This is a genomic window from Flagellimonas sp. S3867, assembly GCF_014698935.1.
GTDB lineage: Bacteria > Bacteroidota > Bacteroidia > Flavobacteriales > Flavobacteriaceae > Flagellimonas.
Map to the genome: position 1 here is coordinate 438589 of NZ_JACVMN010000002.1, position 16971 is coordinate 455559.

Genomic DNA, 16971 nt, shown 5'->3' on the forward strand with positions numbered 1-16971 from the left:
AACTAAATCATCACCAATGAAAAAACTGGTATTGCTTATCGCTCTAGGGGCATTCATCGCAAGCTGCGGTGGAAAAAAGGAAGAAAAAAAAGAAGGTTTCGAAGTAAGTAGAGCCAAAAAAGAAGATAAAAAGGCGCAAGTCAAAGAGGGTGTTCCTGTAGACTTGGACAACAATGGTGTGGGGCCTATAAAAGATTTGGATTTCCCGTCCGATATCGACTCTGAGATGGCAGCGCGTGGCGAGACTGCGTTCAACTCCATTTGTGTGGCATGTCACATGGTGGATCAGCGAATGATCGGCCCGGCCATGAAGGGTGTTTACGAAAGACGTAGTCCTGCATGGGTCATGAATATGATTCTGAATCCGGATGGGATGCTTAAGGAAGATCCTATCGCAAAAGCATTGCTCAAAGAATATAACAATGCCATTATGCTCAACCAAAATCTAACCGAAGAAGAAGCTCGAGACGTCGCTGAGTACTTGCGTACTTTGTAAGAGCGAAAAATGTTTCATGTAGTGCTGTCGTCTTTTCGGATGACAGCATTTTTTGTTTGTTCCATGTCCAACTAAATTTGGGAAATGTTAAAAATTTACTTCAGATACGAAAAGGTTAGCTTACAACTACTATTTTTATCTTTTAACAACCAAAATCTATCCAACATTGATTATTTAACAATTGGCTCTAGATTTGATACGATGATAATGCATTCTTAAGTGTGGTTTCTAATTTCAAAAAAATGAAACTTTTTCTTTTACTGCTTTTACTTCCATTTTTTGTGCTTTCGCAGGACAACGCAAACCAAAAATCAACTTTCATTGCCTTATACACAATTGGAGAGCTTTGGGATACAGAAAAAAAACCTCACGAGCAAGAGTATTTTAATGAGCATTCCAAATTTTTGTCCAACATGCGGAAAGAGAAAAAAATTACGATGGGAGCTCGATATTCCGATACAGGAATGATTATAATATTAGCAGACAATCTTGAAGCTGCAAAAAAGATGCTGTATCAAGATGTTGCGCTGCAACAAAAACTTTTTACTGTTGAAATCCATGCCTTTAATGCCTTTTACAAAGGTTGTTTAGAATAACCACGTATATGAAAAAAAAGCTGTTTTTTGGTCTTATATTCATTTTGACATTTAGTATGCAAGCACAAAACGAAGAACTTCCCTATTATCAAATTCCAGAATACCCAGAAGATTATGGCCCTGGCAACGTGGTCGCAAGAATGATTGACGGCCTAGGTTTTCGTTATTATTGGGCAACAGAAGGACTATCCCAGAAGGATTTGGAATACAAACCTTCAGAAGACGGAAGAACCATAATGGAAACGATGTTTCACATTTATGGCATGTCAGAAATGATAAAAAATGCTCCAACGGCAACTCCCAATGTTCGTCCTATGGATATCTCTTCACTTACCTATGAGGATTTACGTAAGGGAACCTTAAAAAACCTTCAAGCAGCAAGCCAAGCAATGGCAGGTAAAAATGCCGCGGATTTTGAAGACTTCAAGGTCATTTTTCAGCGTGGAGAAAAACAAACACCTTTTCCTTATTGGAATATGATCAATGGTATGCTCTCCGATTGTATTTACCATGCGGGACAAATCACTTTGATGCGAAGGGCATCTGGCAATCCCATCAATTCTAAGGTAAGTGTATTTAATGGCAGATTAAGGGAATAATTCAATCCTGTAGGTCAAACTAAATTTTATCAGCAACAACCTTATAAGTTGGGTCTTCAAGCACATTGACCTCAATAATATCTTGGGCGTTTTTCAACAAAAGAATACAGTCTTTGCTCAAGTGCCTTAAATGTACCTTTTTACCCGCCTTGGCGTAACGCTCTGTAATCTTGTTCAAAGCCTCTATACCAGACATATCGGCAACGCGGCTTTCTTGAAAATCAATGATTACTTCACTTGGGTCATTTTGAATATCAAATTTTTCAGCAAATAACGTGGTTGATCCAAAAAATAAAGGACCATATATTTCATAGTGCTTTACTCCATCTTCATCAATGTATTTTCTTGCCCGTATGCGTTTTGCATTTTCCCAAGAATAGGCTAGGGCAGAAATAATTACACCTAACAAAACTGCGACAGCAAGGTTATGCGTTATGGCGGTTATTAATGTCACTAAGACCATTACAATGACATCAGAATTAGGCATTTTTCTGAATGTTTTGAAACTGGCCCACTCAAAAGTTCCAATGGCGACCATAAACATCAACCCAACTAAAGCTGCCATTGGCAATTGTTCAATTAAGCTACTACCGAACATAATAAATACCAAAAGCATAACGGCGGCCGTAATTCCAGAGAGTCTTGCCCTAGCTCCTGATGAAGTGTTAATCAAACTTTGTCCAATCATTGCACAGCCTCCCATACCAGATAGAAATCCTGATAAAATATTGGCGGTTCCTTGAGCTACGCATTCTTTATTTCCACTACCACGGGTTTCTGTTATTTCATCAATAATATTAAGCGTCAATAAACTTTCAATCAACCCTACTCCAGCAACAATACCAGCGTATGGAACAATAATCAAGAACGAATCCCATGTAAAAGGAATAGTAGGGATTGATATGGGTGGGAATCCACCTTTTATGCTCTCCCCTTCACGCATAGTGTCCGCAACGGTCAATGTATCAACGCCAAAACCAATAACAATGGCCGATACAATAACAATTGCCAATAAAGAAGATGGTATCGCTTTTGTCAGTTTTGGAAATCCCCAGATAATGACCATGGTTAAAAGTGTTAGACCCAACATAATATATAATGAACTTCCTGACAACAGTTCGTCTGTTCCCTTTTCGTAAAAATTGGGAAACTGCGCCATGAAAATGATAATGGCCAGACCGTTAACAAATCCAAACATTACCGGATGTGGGACAAGACGAATAAACTTTCCTAGGCGAAGTACGCCTGCCAAAATTTGAAGTACCCCTGCAATAATGACGGTTGCAAAAACATAGTTTAGAATCGTGGAGGGTTCTATTCCTGGAAAGGTTCTTTTGAGCTCCAAGATTAATCCAACAAAAATTACCGCCACTGCTCCGGTTGCACCTGAAATCATACCAGGACGACCTCCTAAAATGGAAGTCACCAAAGCCAATATAAAAGCAGCATATAAACCTGTTAAGGGAGAAAATCCCGGAATCAAGGCAAAAGCTATTGCTTCTGGCACCAATGCCAATGCTACGGTTAAACCAGATAAGACTTCTGTTCTATAATTTACTTTTTGAGAAAAGTCAAAAAGATTGAGATACTTTTTCATTTGCGCTACTTGAAGCCGGCAAAAATACCATTATTCCCTTAGCAGACCATAACTCTACTAATTTTTAGGGATTTGGCAATATTACCAGCGCTTTAAACCCAATAACTTCTCTCCTAGCGGATTTAATCTTGCAGTTTCGTATTTATCTCGTTCCCAGTTTCTTGGGTCACCCGGGAAAGCGTAGCCTTCCGGGGCTATTCTATGCTTCCAAGAGTTTGTTCGCCATGTTTTAAGTTCTTCATTATCTTCTTCAGCGGGCATCATGGAAATATACTGTGCAATTCTAACTTTATCTTTGGATTTATTTGGTCGGATTCCATGGGGTTCGGTACTGTTAAAGATCAACAAATCACCCGCATTCATTTTGACTTTCACAATTTTGTCTTCTATGCCATCTGTATTGGGTTGAAATCTATCACGATCTTCAGGTTGTGTCAATTTCCAGGTATCATAATTTCGATAAAGCCAAGGAATGCACTGAAATCCACCCATATTTTCATCTGTTTGATCGGCGAGTGCCAATACACCTTGTACATTTTGCGGACGAGTCTCTGGGTCGTAATCCCAATGAATGAATCCTTTTTGTTCAAAGCCTGGTCGATTTGGAAAATTGAGATTTGCACGATCTATGGTCACCCATAATTTCTCTGTTCCCCAGATATCCGCAAAAGCATCGTACACTCTTTGTTGTTGTCTGTTGTTCCATAAATGTTGATGGTTGTACACTTCTACCATTCCTGTTCCGGTTAGCTCTTTCATTTTCATTTCAGCTCGCGGAGGGGCGTACCATGTTTCTGGGTCTATGGGACTTTTTTCCTCAAACTCCCATAGAAAATCTGCCGTGGCTTTAGCCTGTTCAACGGGGACTGCATTTTTTATAATGATGTATCCATTGTGTATCCAAAATTCCCAATCTTCTTCGGACAATACACGTAGTGGTTTGCCATTGGATCTATCATTCAATCGTAACTTACTACTGGTTGCTGTGGATGGATTACCTGGGATTTCTTGATGTGCCTTGTTGGCCATTTCAAGTTTTTCTTCTTTCTTCATAACCAAAAAGTTACAAAGAAAAAAGCGATTTAATTTCAAAAGGGAGGTGAGAATGTAATTGTACCAAGTTCTCTTTTGACTTCAAAAGGTCAAAAAAAAGAACCGCCCCAAGTTGAGGTACCTGAAGCGATTCTTAACTAAATAACCAACCAAAAAACTTGTATACGTAGTCGAGGACTCTATTTTATCCTTACATTTTTCTTTGTCTAGACACGTTCATTATGGAATTTTTAACTTTTGAACGTTTTTTCCCCGCTGTTTTTCCTGTTTTCAAATATTGAATGTATCCTCTTCCCTTAAACTCATATATGGTCTCGCTCGCCACATGGTACAATTCAATGGTACTATCATTAATAACGTAAAGCTCAAAATAATCATTGCCCAAAAAGTCGTAATCCAATGTTAAAGTTTTGAGTGATGCATCATTGGCCACATCAAAGACTTCAAAACCACCTTCATGATCCCAAACTAAATTGGCTAGCGAGGTTCCTGTTGCATCCACTGATGACCTAAAGTTCTCATCGGAGAAAAACTGAAGATGGTTTTCCTCGTCGAAGTCATTTACAGCACCAACTTCGCTGGTATAGGTTTTTTCCCAAGCCTCATATTCTTGCAAGAAGTAATGGATGTTATCATAAAAGACCATGTCATAATCGAAAATGTTTTTTTGGTATCCACGCAGCACATAGGAAGTATTGGAGCGGGAATCAAACAATTCCAAGGTGTTATTGTTAATGGCATAAACGTCCAACAACCAAAGCCCATCCACATCATGATCAATTTCAACAACACCGTTCAATGTGGCATAGGATCCCACATCAATTCCCAGTCCGTTACCAGTTTTCCCAATTCCGACCATATTATTGTTGGCGTACATAATTCCACGGTCAAATGAAATGGTAAATGCACGCTGCAAATAAGGTACTTCGCCATTTCCTTTGGTGGCGTTAATGTCGATATACCATAAATCGTATGATTCCAATACCAAAGCGGTATTTATAGGTGATTCTTCAATAAAGTCATCCTCAAATACAACTTCTGTGTAGCATGAGCTGACCAATAATCCTGTAAATAATATTCCCAAAAGTAGTTTTCCAAATCTCATAATCCAAGTTTTTTGATTCAACTAGTTAAGTTCAAGCATTATGCCAAAATTTATAACTTACTGTAAACCATCTGTTTACATATTAAAAATTAGATTGTTTAGCTTTATGCCATAAATTTTATTAATGATTCAAAAACCTCGGTTTGGTGTATTGGGAGGCGGTAGCTGGGCAACAGCCATTGTTAAAATGCTATCTGAAAACTTGGACAATGTTGCCTGGTATATGCGAAGTGTCTACGTTATTGAACACTTAAAAAGTGAGGGGCACAACCCCAACTATATCAGCTCAGCTGAGTTTGACGTCTCCAAACTTCAATTGAGCAACAACATTAATGAGGTTGTTGAACAGTCTGATATTCTAATTTTTGCCATTCCCTCTGCCTTTTTGGAAGGAGAGCTTGAAAAGCTCACCTCTTCACTAAATGGCAAAATAATTTTTTCGGCTATTAAAGGAATTGTGCCTGAGAGTGGACTAATTGTGGGGGAACATTTTCATGACGTTTATCAAATCCCATTTGAAAACATTGGTGTGATTACAGGTCCTTGCCATGCGGAAGAGGTTGCATTGGAGCGTTTGTCATACCTCACCATTGCTTGTGCCGATGCCGCCAAAGCGGAAATAGTTGCAAGTAAACTGCGAAGCCATTACATCCGAACTAAAATTTCCGATGATATTATAGGAACTGAATATGCAGCAATGCTCAAAAACATCTATGCCATTGCCGCGGGAATTGCACACGGTCTAAGATATGGTGATAATTTTCAAAGTGTTTTAATGAGCAATGCCATTCGTGAGATGAAGCGTTTTATAGGCAAAGTGTATAAAATGAAACGAAATATCAACAATTCGGCCTATTTGGGTGATTTGCTAGTAACCGGATATTCTACTTTTAGTCGCAACCGTATGTTCGGAAATATGATCGGCAGAGGTTATACGGTAAAAAGCGCGATGATGGAAATGAATATGGTAGCCGAAGGTTATTATGCCACCAAAAGTGCTTACCTAATAAATGAAAAAAACAAAAAGAAGTCGAAGCTTCCTATCATCAATGCGGTTTACCAAATCCTTTATCAAGATAAAAATCCTAAAAAAGTCTTTAAAAAGCTTACGGAAAAATTGGACTAGATCATACAATGTATAGTTCCCTTGTCAGGTTGAGACCTAGTTGAAATATCCGCCTAACACATCTCGACTGCGCCCGATATGACAGAATCAATTCAACAATACCTCATCACTTATACTTTTCCCTCTTGGAATGGAATTGTCCTGAATATCTATGGTCATAGCGTCATATGATTTTATATGCGCCTTGTTCACAATATAAGATTTGTGCACCCTTCGAAAATTATCAGGTAAAGCCTCTAAAGCCGCCTTTACACTGCCATAACTGGTAATCTTCGATTTATCGGCTAAATGATAGGTCACATAATTTCCAAGACCTTCAACAAAAAGAATGTTTTCTATAGGTACACGATGGGTTTTTCTGTTGGAGCGAATTTCCAAGATTTCAGATTCGAGACCCTTGTTTTTTTCATGTTCAATCGCCCACAATTGGAACAATTTTGCCCCCAGCACCAATAAAACTGTGGTATTTATCAAAATAATGGCCCTCACCAACATCATTATACTGAACAATCCTGAGCTAGAATCATTCAATAACAATTCTTCATAAAAAAGGTGGATGAAAATGCGTTGAAGAATGCCTCCCAAAATTAAGGCAATGGCATAACCTGTAAAAAACTCCTTAAACTTTCGCTTCAACAAAAACCGAGGTAATAGAAAATAAATGGTAAAATAAACTGCCAATATTCGAATGGGCAGCAAAATAAATTCCAAATAAAAAGAGGCTAAATAGCCTTCCTCTCCTACCCAAATCAATCCAAAAAGCACATAATAGAGCACCCAAAAAATGGCATGTGTCGCCACTCTTGAATTAAATAGGTTAAAATTATTGGCTGATTTCACGTGCTATAAATTTCAAATCATTGCCTAAGCTTCATTGGCATAAAAAACAGTTCCCTTCGTATAAATTGTCCCTTATCTAAAAATAGGCAATCTAATTTTAAAGAAAACTTAAATCATCAGCATGAAATCAAAAAACGGATTATTTGTAATATGTGTTCTTGCCTTATTTTCAACTTTGACGGTTAGTTCTCAAATTTTAGGAAGAAGAAGCTCGTGGGAAGCCAAAATAAAAGGACCAGAAGGAGGTCTTCCGGGCTCCAAAATCATGGAAGTAAAAACCAATTCTCCACTTGGAAAAGCAAATTTCTTAGCCAATGATGTTATTATCGAAGTTGATGCAATCCCAATTTCTGATGAAGAGGTTTGGAGCGAGGTTTCCTACGGGCTGAGGGCAAACAAGCGCACCAAAATAAAAGCAATCCGAAATGGTGAAGTGGTAGAGGCCATGGTTCAATTTAATCCTTTGGAAAAGGAAAATCATCCAGGATTGGACACCTATTATGAAGAAATAACAAGTACTTACGGGATTACACAGCGCATCATTATTACCAAACCTAAAAAATCTGGAAAACAACCAGCCATAGTTTTAATTGGAGGGTTAAGTTGTTCAAGCATTGAAACGTATCCGGGAAGAAAAGGAAATTGGGTACAGACCATTAAGGATTTGGTCGAAAAATCGGGAATGGTGGTTATGCGCATTGAAAAAGCAGGTGTTGGCGATAGTGAGGGTGATTGTAGTCAATCTGATTTTAAAACGGATATCGAAGGCTTCCGAGCCGCCATTAAAAAACTAAAGACTAAACCTTATGTGGATACTTCCAAAATCATTGTTTACGGATCAAGTATGGGCAGCGCCCTTGCCCCGCTATTTGCGAATGAATTTGATTTGGCCGGTGTAATTTCCGATGGGACGTTTTTTAAGACATGGTATGAACACATGCTTGAAATTGAACGTCGCTTGCTACAATTCAGGGGTAATAGCGAATCCGAGATAGTACAAAAAATGAATAAATATTACATCCCCTTATATTATGGGATGCTCATTGAAAAAAAGACGTATCAAGAAGTGGTTGATGCATATCCTGCCCTTGCAGATTATAATTATCACTCCGCAGCACATATGTACGGTCGTCCGGTAGCCTATTATCAGCAACTACAAAATTTTGATTTGGCCGGCCAATGGGAAAAACTAAAAGTTCCGGTTCGTATTTTGCGTGGCACCAATGATTGGATCATGTCTTCCTTCGATAACAAAATGATTATTGATGTTTTGGAACGAAGTGGACATAAAGACCATCTTTTACACGAGTATCCGGGATTGGATCATTGGAATACCATTCATGACAGTCCGAAAAATTCCTTTGAGGGAAAACCAGGTAAATGGGATGAGGGCACCATCAACCTAATTGTTGAATGGGCCCAGGAAATGGTCGGCTTAAAATCTTAAGCCCGTTCCAATGAAAAATTGGAATGGGAATCCAATGCTGTCAAAAGGTCTTCTTTGAAAGATTGAATTTGTGCCTCATCATACTCATACGCTTTCTTGAATTCTTCCAGAACGGGTTCCATATAATTTCGAACACTATCAATGTCAAAGTATAATCGTCCTGTTCGCCTAATAAAAAAGTCCATTGGGTTGATTACCATCTCATGGTCAATAGCAAACTGCGTCTCGGCACATAGCATCCGAACATGGATATTTTCGTGTTCTAAAGTATTGTAATATTCCAAAATGGTGTCAGTCTGTTTACCGTAGGTGGTCACCAAATACCAAGCATCGTATTCTGTAAATCCATATTCCTTGATTTGCCCAAACACCTGTGCAATGTATTTTTTTACTTGTTTGTATTTTTTAAAATCGCTTCCGCAGAGTGGAATTTTATCGGTAACACAAGGTTCAACTTCAATTTCATGGTCCTCCTCCATTTTCTTGGCGATACGGTTCACCACCCGTTCGGCCATTTTTCGATAGCCGGTCAATTTTCCTCCTGCAATGCTCACTAATCCAGAATCAGAAGTAAAAATCTCATCTTTGCGCGATAATTCGGAGGCTGATTTCCCTTCTTCATGAATCAGCGGACGTAGTCCGGCCCAAGAAGAAATAATATCGTCCATTTCCAGGTTAATGGAAGGGAACATATTGTTCACTGCAGAAATCAGATAAATGGCATCGGCTAAATCCACATCGATTTTATCCTTATCGGAATCATAATTGGTATCAGTTGTGCCCACATAGGTAACTTTGCCTCTTGGGATGGCAAACATCATTCTCCCATCAGGAATGTCAAAATAGACAGATTGTTTCACAGGAAGCTTGTCCTTTGGGAATACCAAATGTGCTCCTTTTGTCAAATGCAGACGTTTTCCCTTTTTGGACTTGTTTACACCTCGGAGTTCGTCTACCCACGGACCGGCCGCGCTAATTACATACTTTGATTTTATTTGAAATTCATCGCCTGAAACTTCATCTTTCACCTTAACCCCAACAACTTTTTCTTCTTCATATATAAAATCGACGACCTTGGCGTAGTTCAGCGCCGAAGCGCCAAACTGAAGGCTAGTTTTGATATTTTCGATGGTAAGTCGGGCATCATCGGTTCGGTATTCAGCATAATAACCCGCTCCATTCAAAATCTTCCTCGGCAATAGTGGTTCAAGTTTCAGTGCCTCTTTTTTCTCTAACATTTGACGTTTGTCATCACCAGTTACTTGGGCCAGAATATCGTACACTTTTAAGCCAATTGAAGTCAACCATTTGCCATAGGAGCCTCCTTCGATCAATGGGAGCAACATTTTTTCGGGTAACACTAAATGGGGAGCCAATTTGTGAACAATCGCCCTTTCGGAACCTACTTCCTTCACCAACCAAAAGTCGAATTGTTTGAGGTAACGCAGTCCTCCGTGAATCAATTTGGTTGATTTACTGCTGGTTCCGGATGCAAAATCCCCTTTTTCCAACAAGGCCACTTTCATTCCTCTTGAAGCAGCATCCAAAGCAATTCCTCCCCCAGTAATACCACCTCCGATAACCACCAAATCGAAATCTTCTTCCGAAAGTTTTTTAATGGCATCATTTCTATCTAGGTTGGAAAATCTAATATTATTTTTCATAGCTGTTTAATTCTGCTGGAGCAAAAGGAAAAGGTAATTTGAATATTTCATGGAACAAGCTAGATTAAGTTTGTCTCAATTCTGCTTGTTGAACTCATATTCCCTTTCCACCAGACAAATTCGAACCTTGTACCACGAATACCAGTCTTTGATTCCCTTTCTTTGGGCAACTTTATGGTCCATATTTGCTTTCCAATTGGCAATCGCCTCTAAATTCTCCCAATAACTTATAGTAATTCCCAGTTCGTCACGAGCACTTTCGTAGTGCAAAAAACCCGGCTGCTCTTTGGCCAATTTTTCCATATCATCCGCCATTTGGGAATATCCGTTATCGCCTTCGGTTCGGGTATTTGTAAAAATTACGGCGTAATAGGGCTTCTGTAACTCCATTTATTTAATGTATTCCTTTTCCACAAAATAGTGAACCAATGCTTCTTTCATTAGAACGGCCTGCTCACCTGCCTTTAGTGGTGGTAATTGCTCTTTTATTTTATAATGTGGCCAACCATCATCGTCAAAAAAATCAAAATCATAATAGCCATATGGTTCCAGCAACCTGCAAATGGCGATATGCATCAAATTGACCTTCTCATCTTTTTTAAAACTTCTATGCAGTTTTCCCAATTCTTGAACGCCCACTAAATAAATCATGCCATCCAAATCCAAAGGGTCGCCATCAGAAAATTGCATGGACAATTTTTCAACCAAAAATTCCCATCGTTCCTTAAGTTTATCGTCTCTGGACATACATGCATTTAGGAGTTCCAAAGGTACAAATCAATATCCTATATTTGTTTAAAACCGAGGTATGGAGTTTTTGGATATTGTTATAGGAATTCTTTTGGTGTGGGGGTTATACAAGGGACTAAAAAATGGTCTTTTTGTTGAAATTGCTTCGCTGGTCGCGCTTATAGGAGGAATTTATGGGGCTATCCATTTTTCATACATTATTGGGAACTCCCTGGCAAAACGTTTTGATTGGAGCGAAACATACATCAATATCACTGCTTTTTTGATTACTTTTTTTGCTATTGTCCTCTTGGTCCATTTTGCTGGAAAATTTTTGACAAAAATTGCAGATTTTGCCATGCTCGGATTTTTAAACAAACTGGCAGGTGGGGTATTTGGCACTTTAAAAGTTGCCATCATTATCGGAGCTTTGCTCATCTTTTTCGAACGACTTACCGATTCTTTCAACTTTGTAAATGAGGAAACCAAGAAAGAATCCATCTTCTACGAGCCGGTAAAGGAAATTGGTGCTTTCGTTTTTGATCTTGTCCTGAAAGAAGAGAATAATAAACCTATTTCAGACGAAGAGTAACTTTTCATAATCGGTCTTTGGACATCATCTAAAACACGACCATAAGCGTCACATAAACGGTATGTTTTTCCCGATGAATGGGATTCACTATATCGAACTTTTTGGTATTTAATAGGGGTTTAATGCAGCTCGACGGATTAATTGCACCTCCTGCGGATGATTTATGGTCAAAGCATATTCCTCTTCTAGCTTAGGCCCTAGAACACATGGGATTAGAGAACAAATCCCAATGATTGCCCTCGAAAATGAAAAAATTATATTACGCTTTTTTAGCTGCGGCATCCGTGGTGGTGCTCAGCACATGCAGCAAATCTTCCTCAGTTGAAGAGCAGACCGATCTCTCAGGCTCGTTTCCTGGTAACGAAAAGGTAGTAATCGATGCTTCCAAAATGGAAGAAGCGGTTTTGGATATGGTCAACGAACATCGTTCCTCCATAGGAGTTTCTGCTTTAATTTCTAGTCCTTCGTCTTATAAGTATGCACAAGAGCATAACACCTACATGATTTCCAAAAACAAATTGAGCCATGATAATTTTGATGCCCGGGCATCTGACATAGCTACAGAAATCAATGCGGTAGAGGTAGGCGAAAATGTGGCTAGATTTTATTCCTCGGCAGCACTGGTCGTTGAAGGATGGCTCAACAGTACATCGCATAAAGAAACCCTTGAAAAAGCCTTTACACATACTACCTTAAGCGTGCAATTGGATAAAGATGGGAGACCATATTTTACCCAAATATTCATGAAGATAGAATCCAACAACCCTTAAGGCAGTAGTTATATTAGTGCTAAAAAGATATGCAAATAGCGGGTCTTTTTTATTAAAGCCTATGTTTCAAAAAAGGATTTTTATACCTTTCACAAAATCATTGCAAAATGGCAATTCAACCACCATTTAATCTGAACAAGTGGATAGAAGAAAACCGGGATACCTTAAAGCCTCCGGTCGGCAACAGGAATCTTTACAAAGAAGCCGGTGACTATATTGTGATGATCGTAGCCGGTCCCAATGCCCGAAAAGATTACCATTACAATGAAACTGAAGAGCTCTTTTACCAGTTGGAAGGTAATATTGAGGTACATATTCAAGAGGATGGACAAAAAAAGACGATGACCTTAGGGCCTGGTGATATGTATTTACATCCGGCCAAGGTTCCCCATTCGCCAGTGCGACATAAAGGGTCCATTGGTTTGGTAGTGGAAAGAAAACGGGCAGAGATGAACGTGGATGACGGTTTGTTGTGGTTTTGTGATAACTGTAATCATAAATTGTATGAGGCCTATTTTACCTTGCACGATATTGAAAAAGATTTTTTGGGCCATTTCGAATATTTTTATGGTTCCGAAGAACTTCGAACCTGTGACAATTGTGGTACTGTTATGCCTGTTGATGAACGATTTATAGCAAAAGATTAAATATGCTTATAGCCGGAAAATTCTTTATCGTATTAGTTGCCATCTTGCATCTGTATTTTTTATGGTTGGAAATGTTTGCTTGGACCACCAAAGCCAAAAAAGTTTTTCGCTCATTACCAGAACATCTCTTTGAGCCTACCAAAACATTAGCAGCCAACCAAGGTTTGTACAATGGCTTTTTGGCTGCTGGATTAATTTGGTCCTTGTTGATTGAAAATCAAGAGTGGCAACTCTACGTTGCCCTATTCTTTTTAGGATGTGTAGCTGTGGCCGGGGTATTTGGTGCCGTGACCGCTTCCAAAAAAATATTTACTGTACAAGCACTTCCCGCGCTTATCGGAATTGTGCTTTTGCTATTGTCCCATTTCCTTTAAAAATCTTAGTTTCGCTCTCTGGTATTATTCGTAGTTTTGAAAAATATAACAATTCATACTTAAAAAGTTATAAATGTCAAAAATTGCAACGGCTTTTGGAATAGCCGAAGCCCTAAAACAACTTGGGCTAACAGAAGTAAACAACGGAACCTCTACAGGTTCCGAAAACTTTGGTTCAGGTGAGATTATTGAATCGTATTCTCCTGTAGATGGTGCCCTTATCGGCAAAGTAAAAACCACTTCCAAAGAAGATTATGAAAAAGTTATGGATGCTGCGTCTTCAGCTTTTGCAGAATGGCGTTTAATGCCTGCTCCCCAACGGGGAGAAATCGTACGACAGTTTGGGGACAAGCTTCGTGAGCTAAAAGAACCTTTAGGAAAATTGGTTTCCTATGAAATGGGAAAATCCTACCAAGAAGGATTAGGTGAAGTTCAAGAAATGATTGATATCTGTGACTTCGCTGTTGGCCTTTCACGACAATTGCACGGTTTGACCATGCACTCCGAAAGACCAGGCCACAGAATGTACGAACAATACCATCCGCTAGGTATTGTGGGCATAATATCTGCCTTCAACTTCCCGGTTGCGGTTTGGGCCTGGAATACGGCATTAGCATGGATATGTGGTGATGTTTGCGTTTGGAAACCTTCAGAAAAGGCTCCGATATGCGGTGTTGCTTGCCAAAACATTATTGCTGATATTTTAAAACAAAACAACCTTCCGGAAGGAATTTCTTGCCTTATCAATGGAGATTATAAAGTTGGGGAGTATATGACCAACGATAAAAGAATTCCTTTAGTTTCGGCTACAGGTTCAATAAGAATGGGAAAAATTGTTGCCCAAGCAGTCGCAGCTAGACTCGGGAAATCCCTTTTGGAACTTGGCGGTAACAATGCCATTATAGTTACGCCGGAAGCCGACATCAAAATGACGGTAATTGGTGCTGTATTTGGTGCTGTTGGTACTGCCGGTCAGCGTTGTACCTCAACACGTAGACTTATTATACATGAATCTATTTATGATCAGGTAAAAACAGCAATTACCGACGCCTATAAACAATTACGTATTGGCAACCCTCTCGATGAGAACAATCATGTTGGTCCACTTATCGATACCGATGCCGTGGATATGTATTCCAAAGCGCTTGAAAAAGCCAAGAATGAAGGTGGAAACATTTTGGTTGAAGGAGGAGTGCTTTCCGGCGAAGGCTATGAAAGTGGTTGTTATGTAAAGCCAGCCATTGTTGAAGCAGCAAACTCTTTTGAAATTGTTCAGGAGGAAACTTTTGCCCCCATTTTGTACCTATTGAAATATTCCGGTGATGTGGAAAATGCCATTGCTCAACAAAATGGTGTTGTACAAGGTCTTTCTTCAGCGATTATGACCAATAATCTTAGAGAGGCCGAACGTTTTTTATCTGCTTCTGGTAGTGACTGCGGTATCGCCAATGTAAATATTGGTACCTCAGGAGCTGAAATAGGAGGAGCTTTTGGAGGTGAGAAGGAAACTGGTGGTGGCCGCGAAAGTGGTTCAGATGCCTGGAAAGTTTATATGAGGAGACAAACCAATACTATCAATTACACTACAGAACTTCCGTTAGCACAGGGAATAAAGTTTGATCTATAAAAAACAAAGCCGCCTACTTTCGACGAACCTGAAAATAGGCGGTTTTATAAAACCAACTTAACTAACTCAAACTTAAAAATTAAACCCTACTTCAATGCCGGAACTTCGTCGGGAGAAATAGGGTTCCTTACCTAATATATAGTCCAAATTTCTGCATAATTCCCCTATTCTGAACAGGTGTTGGTATCACTGGTCAAAAAAATTGTATGATTGGTTTCTTTTTGTTCATTATTAGTTAATATGCATTGTGTGGTTTCACCAAGTTTCTTCTTAAGAAGCTCACATTCTTGGATGTAATCTCCATTTTTTAGCATTTTTTTAATACTTTGTGGGTAAAGACAGCTAAAAATAACCCCATAACAATGGATTTTGAACACATTAATATTTGGTATTGGGCCCTGGTGGTTTTAGTCGGACTCATGGGCGGAATTATAGGTTCTTATTGGGGAAAAGCAAAAAATTCTTCCAATGAGGAAATAGAGAAGCTCCAAAGCGAGAACGAAAGCCTTCAAGCCAAGTTGGAAGCTTGTCAAAAAGAACAATATGCAGCAGTTGCCTCATCAAAAACCAAAATTGTTTCAACGTCGACAGCAGATGGTTTTGATGCTGTGGCCGCAAAAGCGGCATTCGGAAAAAAAATAAAAGAAGACGACCTTACCCTTGTAGAGGGAATAGGGCCAAAAATCCAGGGTTTATTTCATAATCACGGGATAAAAACTTGGAAAGCGCTGTCCGAGACCTCTACCGTAAAATGCCAAGAAGTTTTAACCTCTGCGGGCAAAAGGTATCGAATACATGACCCCGCTTCATGGCCTATGCAAGCCAAAATGGCCTATAAAGGCCAATGGGAAGAATTGGCCAAATGGCAAATAAAACACAAATCAGGTAAATTTTAGTTCCTCCCGTTTTCCCCAGGATACAATGTGTGAACAGGGTCGCTTTGCCAAAATTCCTTTGATTCAACATCCATCATGGTAAGCTGACCCATAAAGGCAGCTCCCGTATCAATATTCCATACGTTAGCACCTCTTTGGGGAACAGTAATGGTTTTTTTTGAAATAGGTGTATGACCAATAAAAATCTCTTTGTAGTGGGTCAATCTTTTGGGGAAATTAGGATCTTCTGGTTTTAATTTTGGATCCAAAGCCTTGGCCAATTCCCATAAAGTTCTGTCCCAATAAAACAGTTGATCGAAATATTCAAAATCCACTCCCTTTAAATTGGTATAACCCGCATGAAGATATAGCCGATTGTTACTATCTAAAAAATAGTTCTTCAATCCGGCATAAAATTCAAGATGTGCATCCCATTTTTCCCTGTTGGCTTTAAGATAAGAATCACGGGTTGCCTTACCTCCATGGGCAAGCCATTGTGGGTTTTCTTCCTTGGTCAATAACCAATGTCTGCAAAGCTCATCGTGGTTTCCTCTGATAAAGGTGCAGTTATGACTTGATTTCAAATCGATCAAGAAATCCACGGTTTCCACTGCCATACTCCATCCGTCAACATAATCTCCTAAGAAAACTAGGTGATCTTTCTCATTTACATTAGCCTTCTCCAACAGCTGTTCTAATGCTCTTAAGCCTGAATGGACATCTCCCACAACCAATGTTCGCATCTAGAAATTTTTTGCAATAATACTTACAAAGGAAATGTAATATGATAAATAAAGGTAAAGTTTTGGGCAGGCGTTGAGAATTTGAACGCCA

The 16971-nt window shown here is 39.2% G+C and carries 19 protein-coding genes; 11 read left to right on the top strand and 8 right to left on the bottom strand.

The window, feature by feature from the left end:
• The first annotated feature begins 16 nt into the window (after nucleotides 1-16).
• From IAG46_RS09675 to IAG46_RS09685, 3 genes are all read left to right on the top strand, one after another.
• On the top strand, nucleotides 17-496 hold the full coding sequence (locus tag IAG46_RS09675) for a cytochrome c family protein (RefSeq protein WP_190810851.1): 480 nt from the start codon (nucleotides 17-19) through the stop codon (nucleotides 494-496).
• Nucleotides 497-738: 242 nt separating this feature from the next.
• The gene (locus IAG46_RS09680) at nucleotides 739-1092 is read left to right on the top strand and encodes a hypothetical protein (protein ID WP_190810153.1); all 354 of its coding nucleotides are present in this window, start codon (nucleotides 739-741) and stop codon (nucleotides 1090-1092) included.
• A gap of 8 nt (nucleotides 1093-1100) precedes the next feature.
• Complete coding sequence (locus tag IAG46_RS09685) at nucleotides 1101-1691, top strand: DinB family protein (protein WP_190810154.1); 591 nt, start codon at nucleotides 1101-1103, stop codon at nucleotides 1689-1691.
• A gap of 19 nt (nucleotides 1692-1710) precedes the next feature.
• Here IAG46_RS09685 and IAG46_RS09690 read toward each other — a convergent pair whose 3' ends face one another.
• From IAG46_RS09690 to IAG46_RS09700, 3 genes are all read right to left on the bottom strand, one after another.
• Nucleotides 1711-3288 carry a SulP family inorganic anion transporter gene (locus IAG46_RS09690; protein WP_190810155.1) on the bottom strand — a complete coding sequence of 526 codons (1578 nt, stop codon included), beginning with the start codon at nucleotides 3286-3288 and terminating at the stop codon, nucleotides 1711-1713.
• 81 nt (nucleotides 3289-3369) lie between these two features.
• Nucleotides 3370-4341 (bottom strand): phytanoyl-CoA dioxygenase family protein, encoded by a 972-nt coding sequence (locus IAG46_RS09695; RefSeq protein WP_190810156.1) that lies wholly within the window; start codon nucleotides 4339-4341, stop codon nucleotides 3370-3372.
• A 190-nt stretch (nucleotides 4342-4531) separates the two neighbouring features.
• The gene (locus IAG46_RS09700; RefSeq protein ID WP_190810157.1) at nucleotides 4532-5446 is read right to left on the bottom strand and encodes a nicotinic acid mononucleotide adenyltransferase; all 915 of its coding nucleotides are present in this window, start codon (nucleotides 5444-5446) and stop codon (nucleotides 4532-4534) included.
• Between the two features lie 124 nt (nucleotides 5447-5570).
• On the opposite strand from IAG46_RS09700, the gene IAG46_RS09705 reads away from it, so the two are divergent.
• Nucleotides 5571-6572 (top strand): NAD(P)H-dependent glycerol-3-phosphate dehydrogenase, encoded by a 1002-nt coding sequence (locus tag IAG46_RS09705; protein WP_190810158.1) that lies wholly within the window; start codon nucleotides 5571-5573, stop codon nucleotides 6570-6572.
• Nucleotides 6573-6659: 87 nt separating this feature from the next.
• On the opposite strand, the gene IAG46_RS17835 is transcribed toward IAG46_RS09705, so the two are convergent.
• Nucleotides 6660-7412, bottom strand: a complete 753-nt coding sequence (locus IAG46_RS17835; protein WP_190810159.1) for a LytTR family DNA-binding domain-containing protein — start codon at nucleotides 7410-7412, stop codon at nucleotides 6660-6662.
• A 121-nt stretch (nucleotides 7413-7533) separates the two neighbouring features.
• Here IAG46_RS17835 and IAG46_RS09715 point away from each other — a divergent pair, with 121 nt between their 5' ends.
• Nucleotides 7534-8859: an alpha/beta hydrolase gene (locus IAG46_RS09715; protein WP_190810160.1), complete on the top strand. Its 1326-nt coding sequence runs from the start codon at nucleotides 7534-7536 to the stop codon at nucleotides 8857-8859.
• On the opposite strand, the gene IAG46_RS09720 is transcribed toward IAG46_RS09715, so the two are convergent.
• The 3 genes from IAG46_RS09720 to IAG46_RS09730 all read right to left on the bottom strand — a co-directional run bounded on the left by IAG46_RS09720 (nucleotide 8856) and on the right by IAG46_RS09730 (nucleotide 11270).
• Complete coding sequence (locus tag IAG46_RS09720; protein WP_190810161.1) at nucleotides 8856-10523, bottom strand: glycerol-3-phosphate dehydrogenase/oxidase; 1668 nt, start codon at nucleotides 10521-10523, stop codon at nucleotides 8856-8858. The two genes, IAG46_RS09715 and IAG46_RS09720, sit on opposite strands and share 4 nt — an antisense overlap.
• A gap of 75 nt (nucleotides 10524-10598) precedes the next feature.
• Entirely contained in the window at nucleotides 10599-10913 is a 315-nt protein-coding gene (locus IAG46_RS09725; protein ID WP_190810162.1) for an antibiotic biosynthesis monooxygenase, read from the bottom strand.
• Entirely contained in the window at nucleotides 10914-11270 is a 357-nt protein-coding gene (locus IAG46_RS09730; protein ID WP_190810163.1) for a hypothetical protein, read from the bottom strand.
• Nucleotides 11271-11331: 61 nt separating this feature from the next.
• Here IAG46_RS09730 and IAG46_RS09735 point away from each other — a divergent pair, with 61 nt between their 5' ends.
• The 6 genes from IAG46_RS09735 to IAG46_RS09760 all read left to right on the top strand — a co-directional run bounded on the left by IAG46_RS09735 (nucleotide 11332) and on the right by IAG46_RS09760 (nucleotide 16158).
• Nucleotides 11332-11844, top strand: coding sequence for a CvpA family protein (locus tag IAG46_RS09735; protein ID WP_190810164.1), 513 nt, complete (start codon nucleotides 11332-11334; stop codon nucleotides 11842-11844).
• A 245-nt stretch (nucleotides 11845-12089) separates the two neighbouring features.
• A complete protein-coding gene (locus IAG46_RS09740) occupies nucleotides 12090-12614 on the top strand; it encodes a CAP domain-containing protein (protein WP_190810165.1) in 525 nt (174 codons plus the stop codon).
• Between the two features lie 107 nt (nucleotides 12615-12721).
• The gene (locus IAG46_RS09745) at nucleotides 12722-13261 is read left to right on the top strand and encodes a 3-hydroxyanthranilate 3,4-dioxygenase (RefSeq protein ID WP_190810166.1); all 540 of its coding nucleotides are present in this window, start codon (nucleotides 12722-12724) and stop codon (nucleotides 13259-13261) included.
• A gap of 2 nt (nucleotides 13262-13263) precedes the next feature.
• Entirely contained in the window at nucleotides 13264-13635 is a 372-nt protein-coding gene (locus tag IAG46_RS09750) for a DUF1304 domain-containing protein (RefSeq protein ID WP_190810167.1), read from the top strand.
• A gap of 73 nt (nucleotides 13636-13708) precedes the next feature.
• On the top strand, nucleotides 13709-15262 hold the full coding sequence (locus tag IAG46_RS09755; RefSeq protein ID WP_190810168.1) for an aldehyde dehydrogenase family protein: 1554 nt from the start codon (nucleotides 13709-13711) through the stop codon (nucleotides 15260-15262).
• A gap of 362 nt (nucleotides 15263-15624) precedes the next feature.
• Complete coding sequence (locus tag IAG46_RS09760; protein WP_190810169.1) at nucleotides 15625-16158, top strand: hypothetical protein; 534 nt, start codon at nucleotides 15625-15627, stop codon at nucleotides 16156-16158.
• Here the strand turns inward: IAG46_RS09760 and IAG46_RS09765 are convergent.
• Nucleotides 16155-16880, bottom strand: coding sequence for a metallophosphoesterase family protein (locus tag IAG46_RS09765; protein ID WP_190810170.1), 726 nt, complete (start codon nucleotides 16878-16880; stop codon nucleotides 16155-16157). The genes IAG46_RS09760 and IAG46_RS09765 overlap by 4 nt on opposite strands.
• Between the last annotated feature and the right edge of the window lie 91 nt (nucleotides 16881-16971).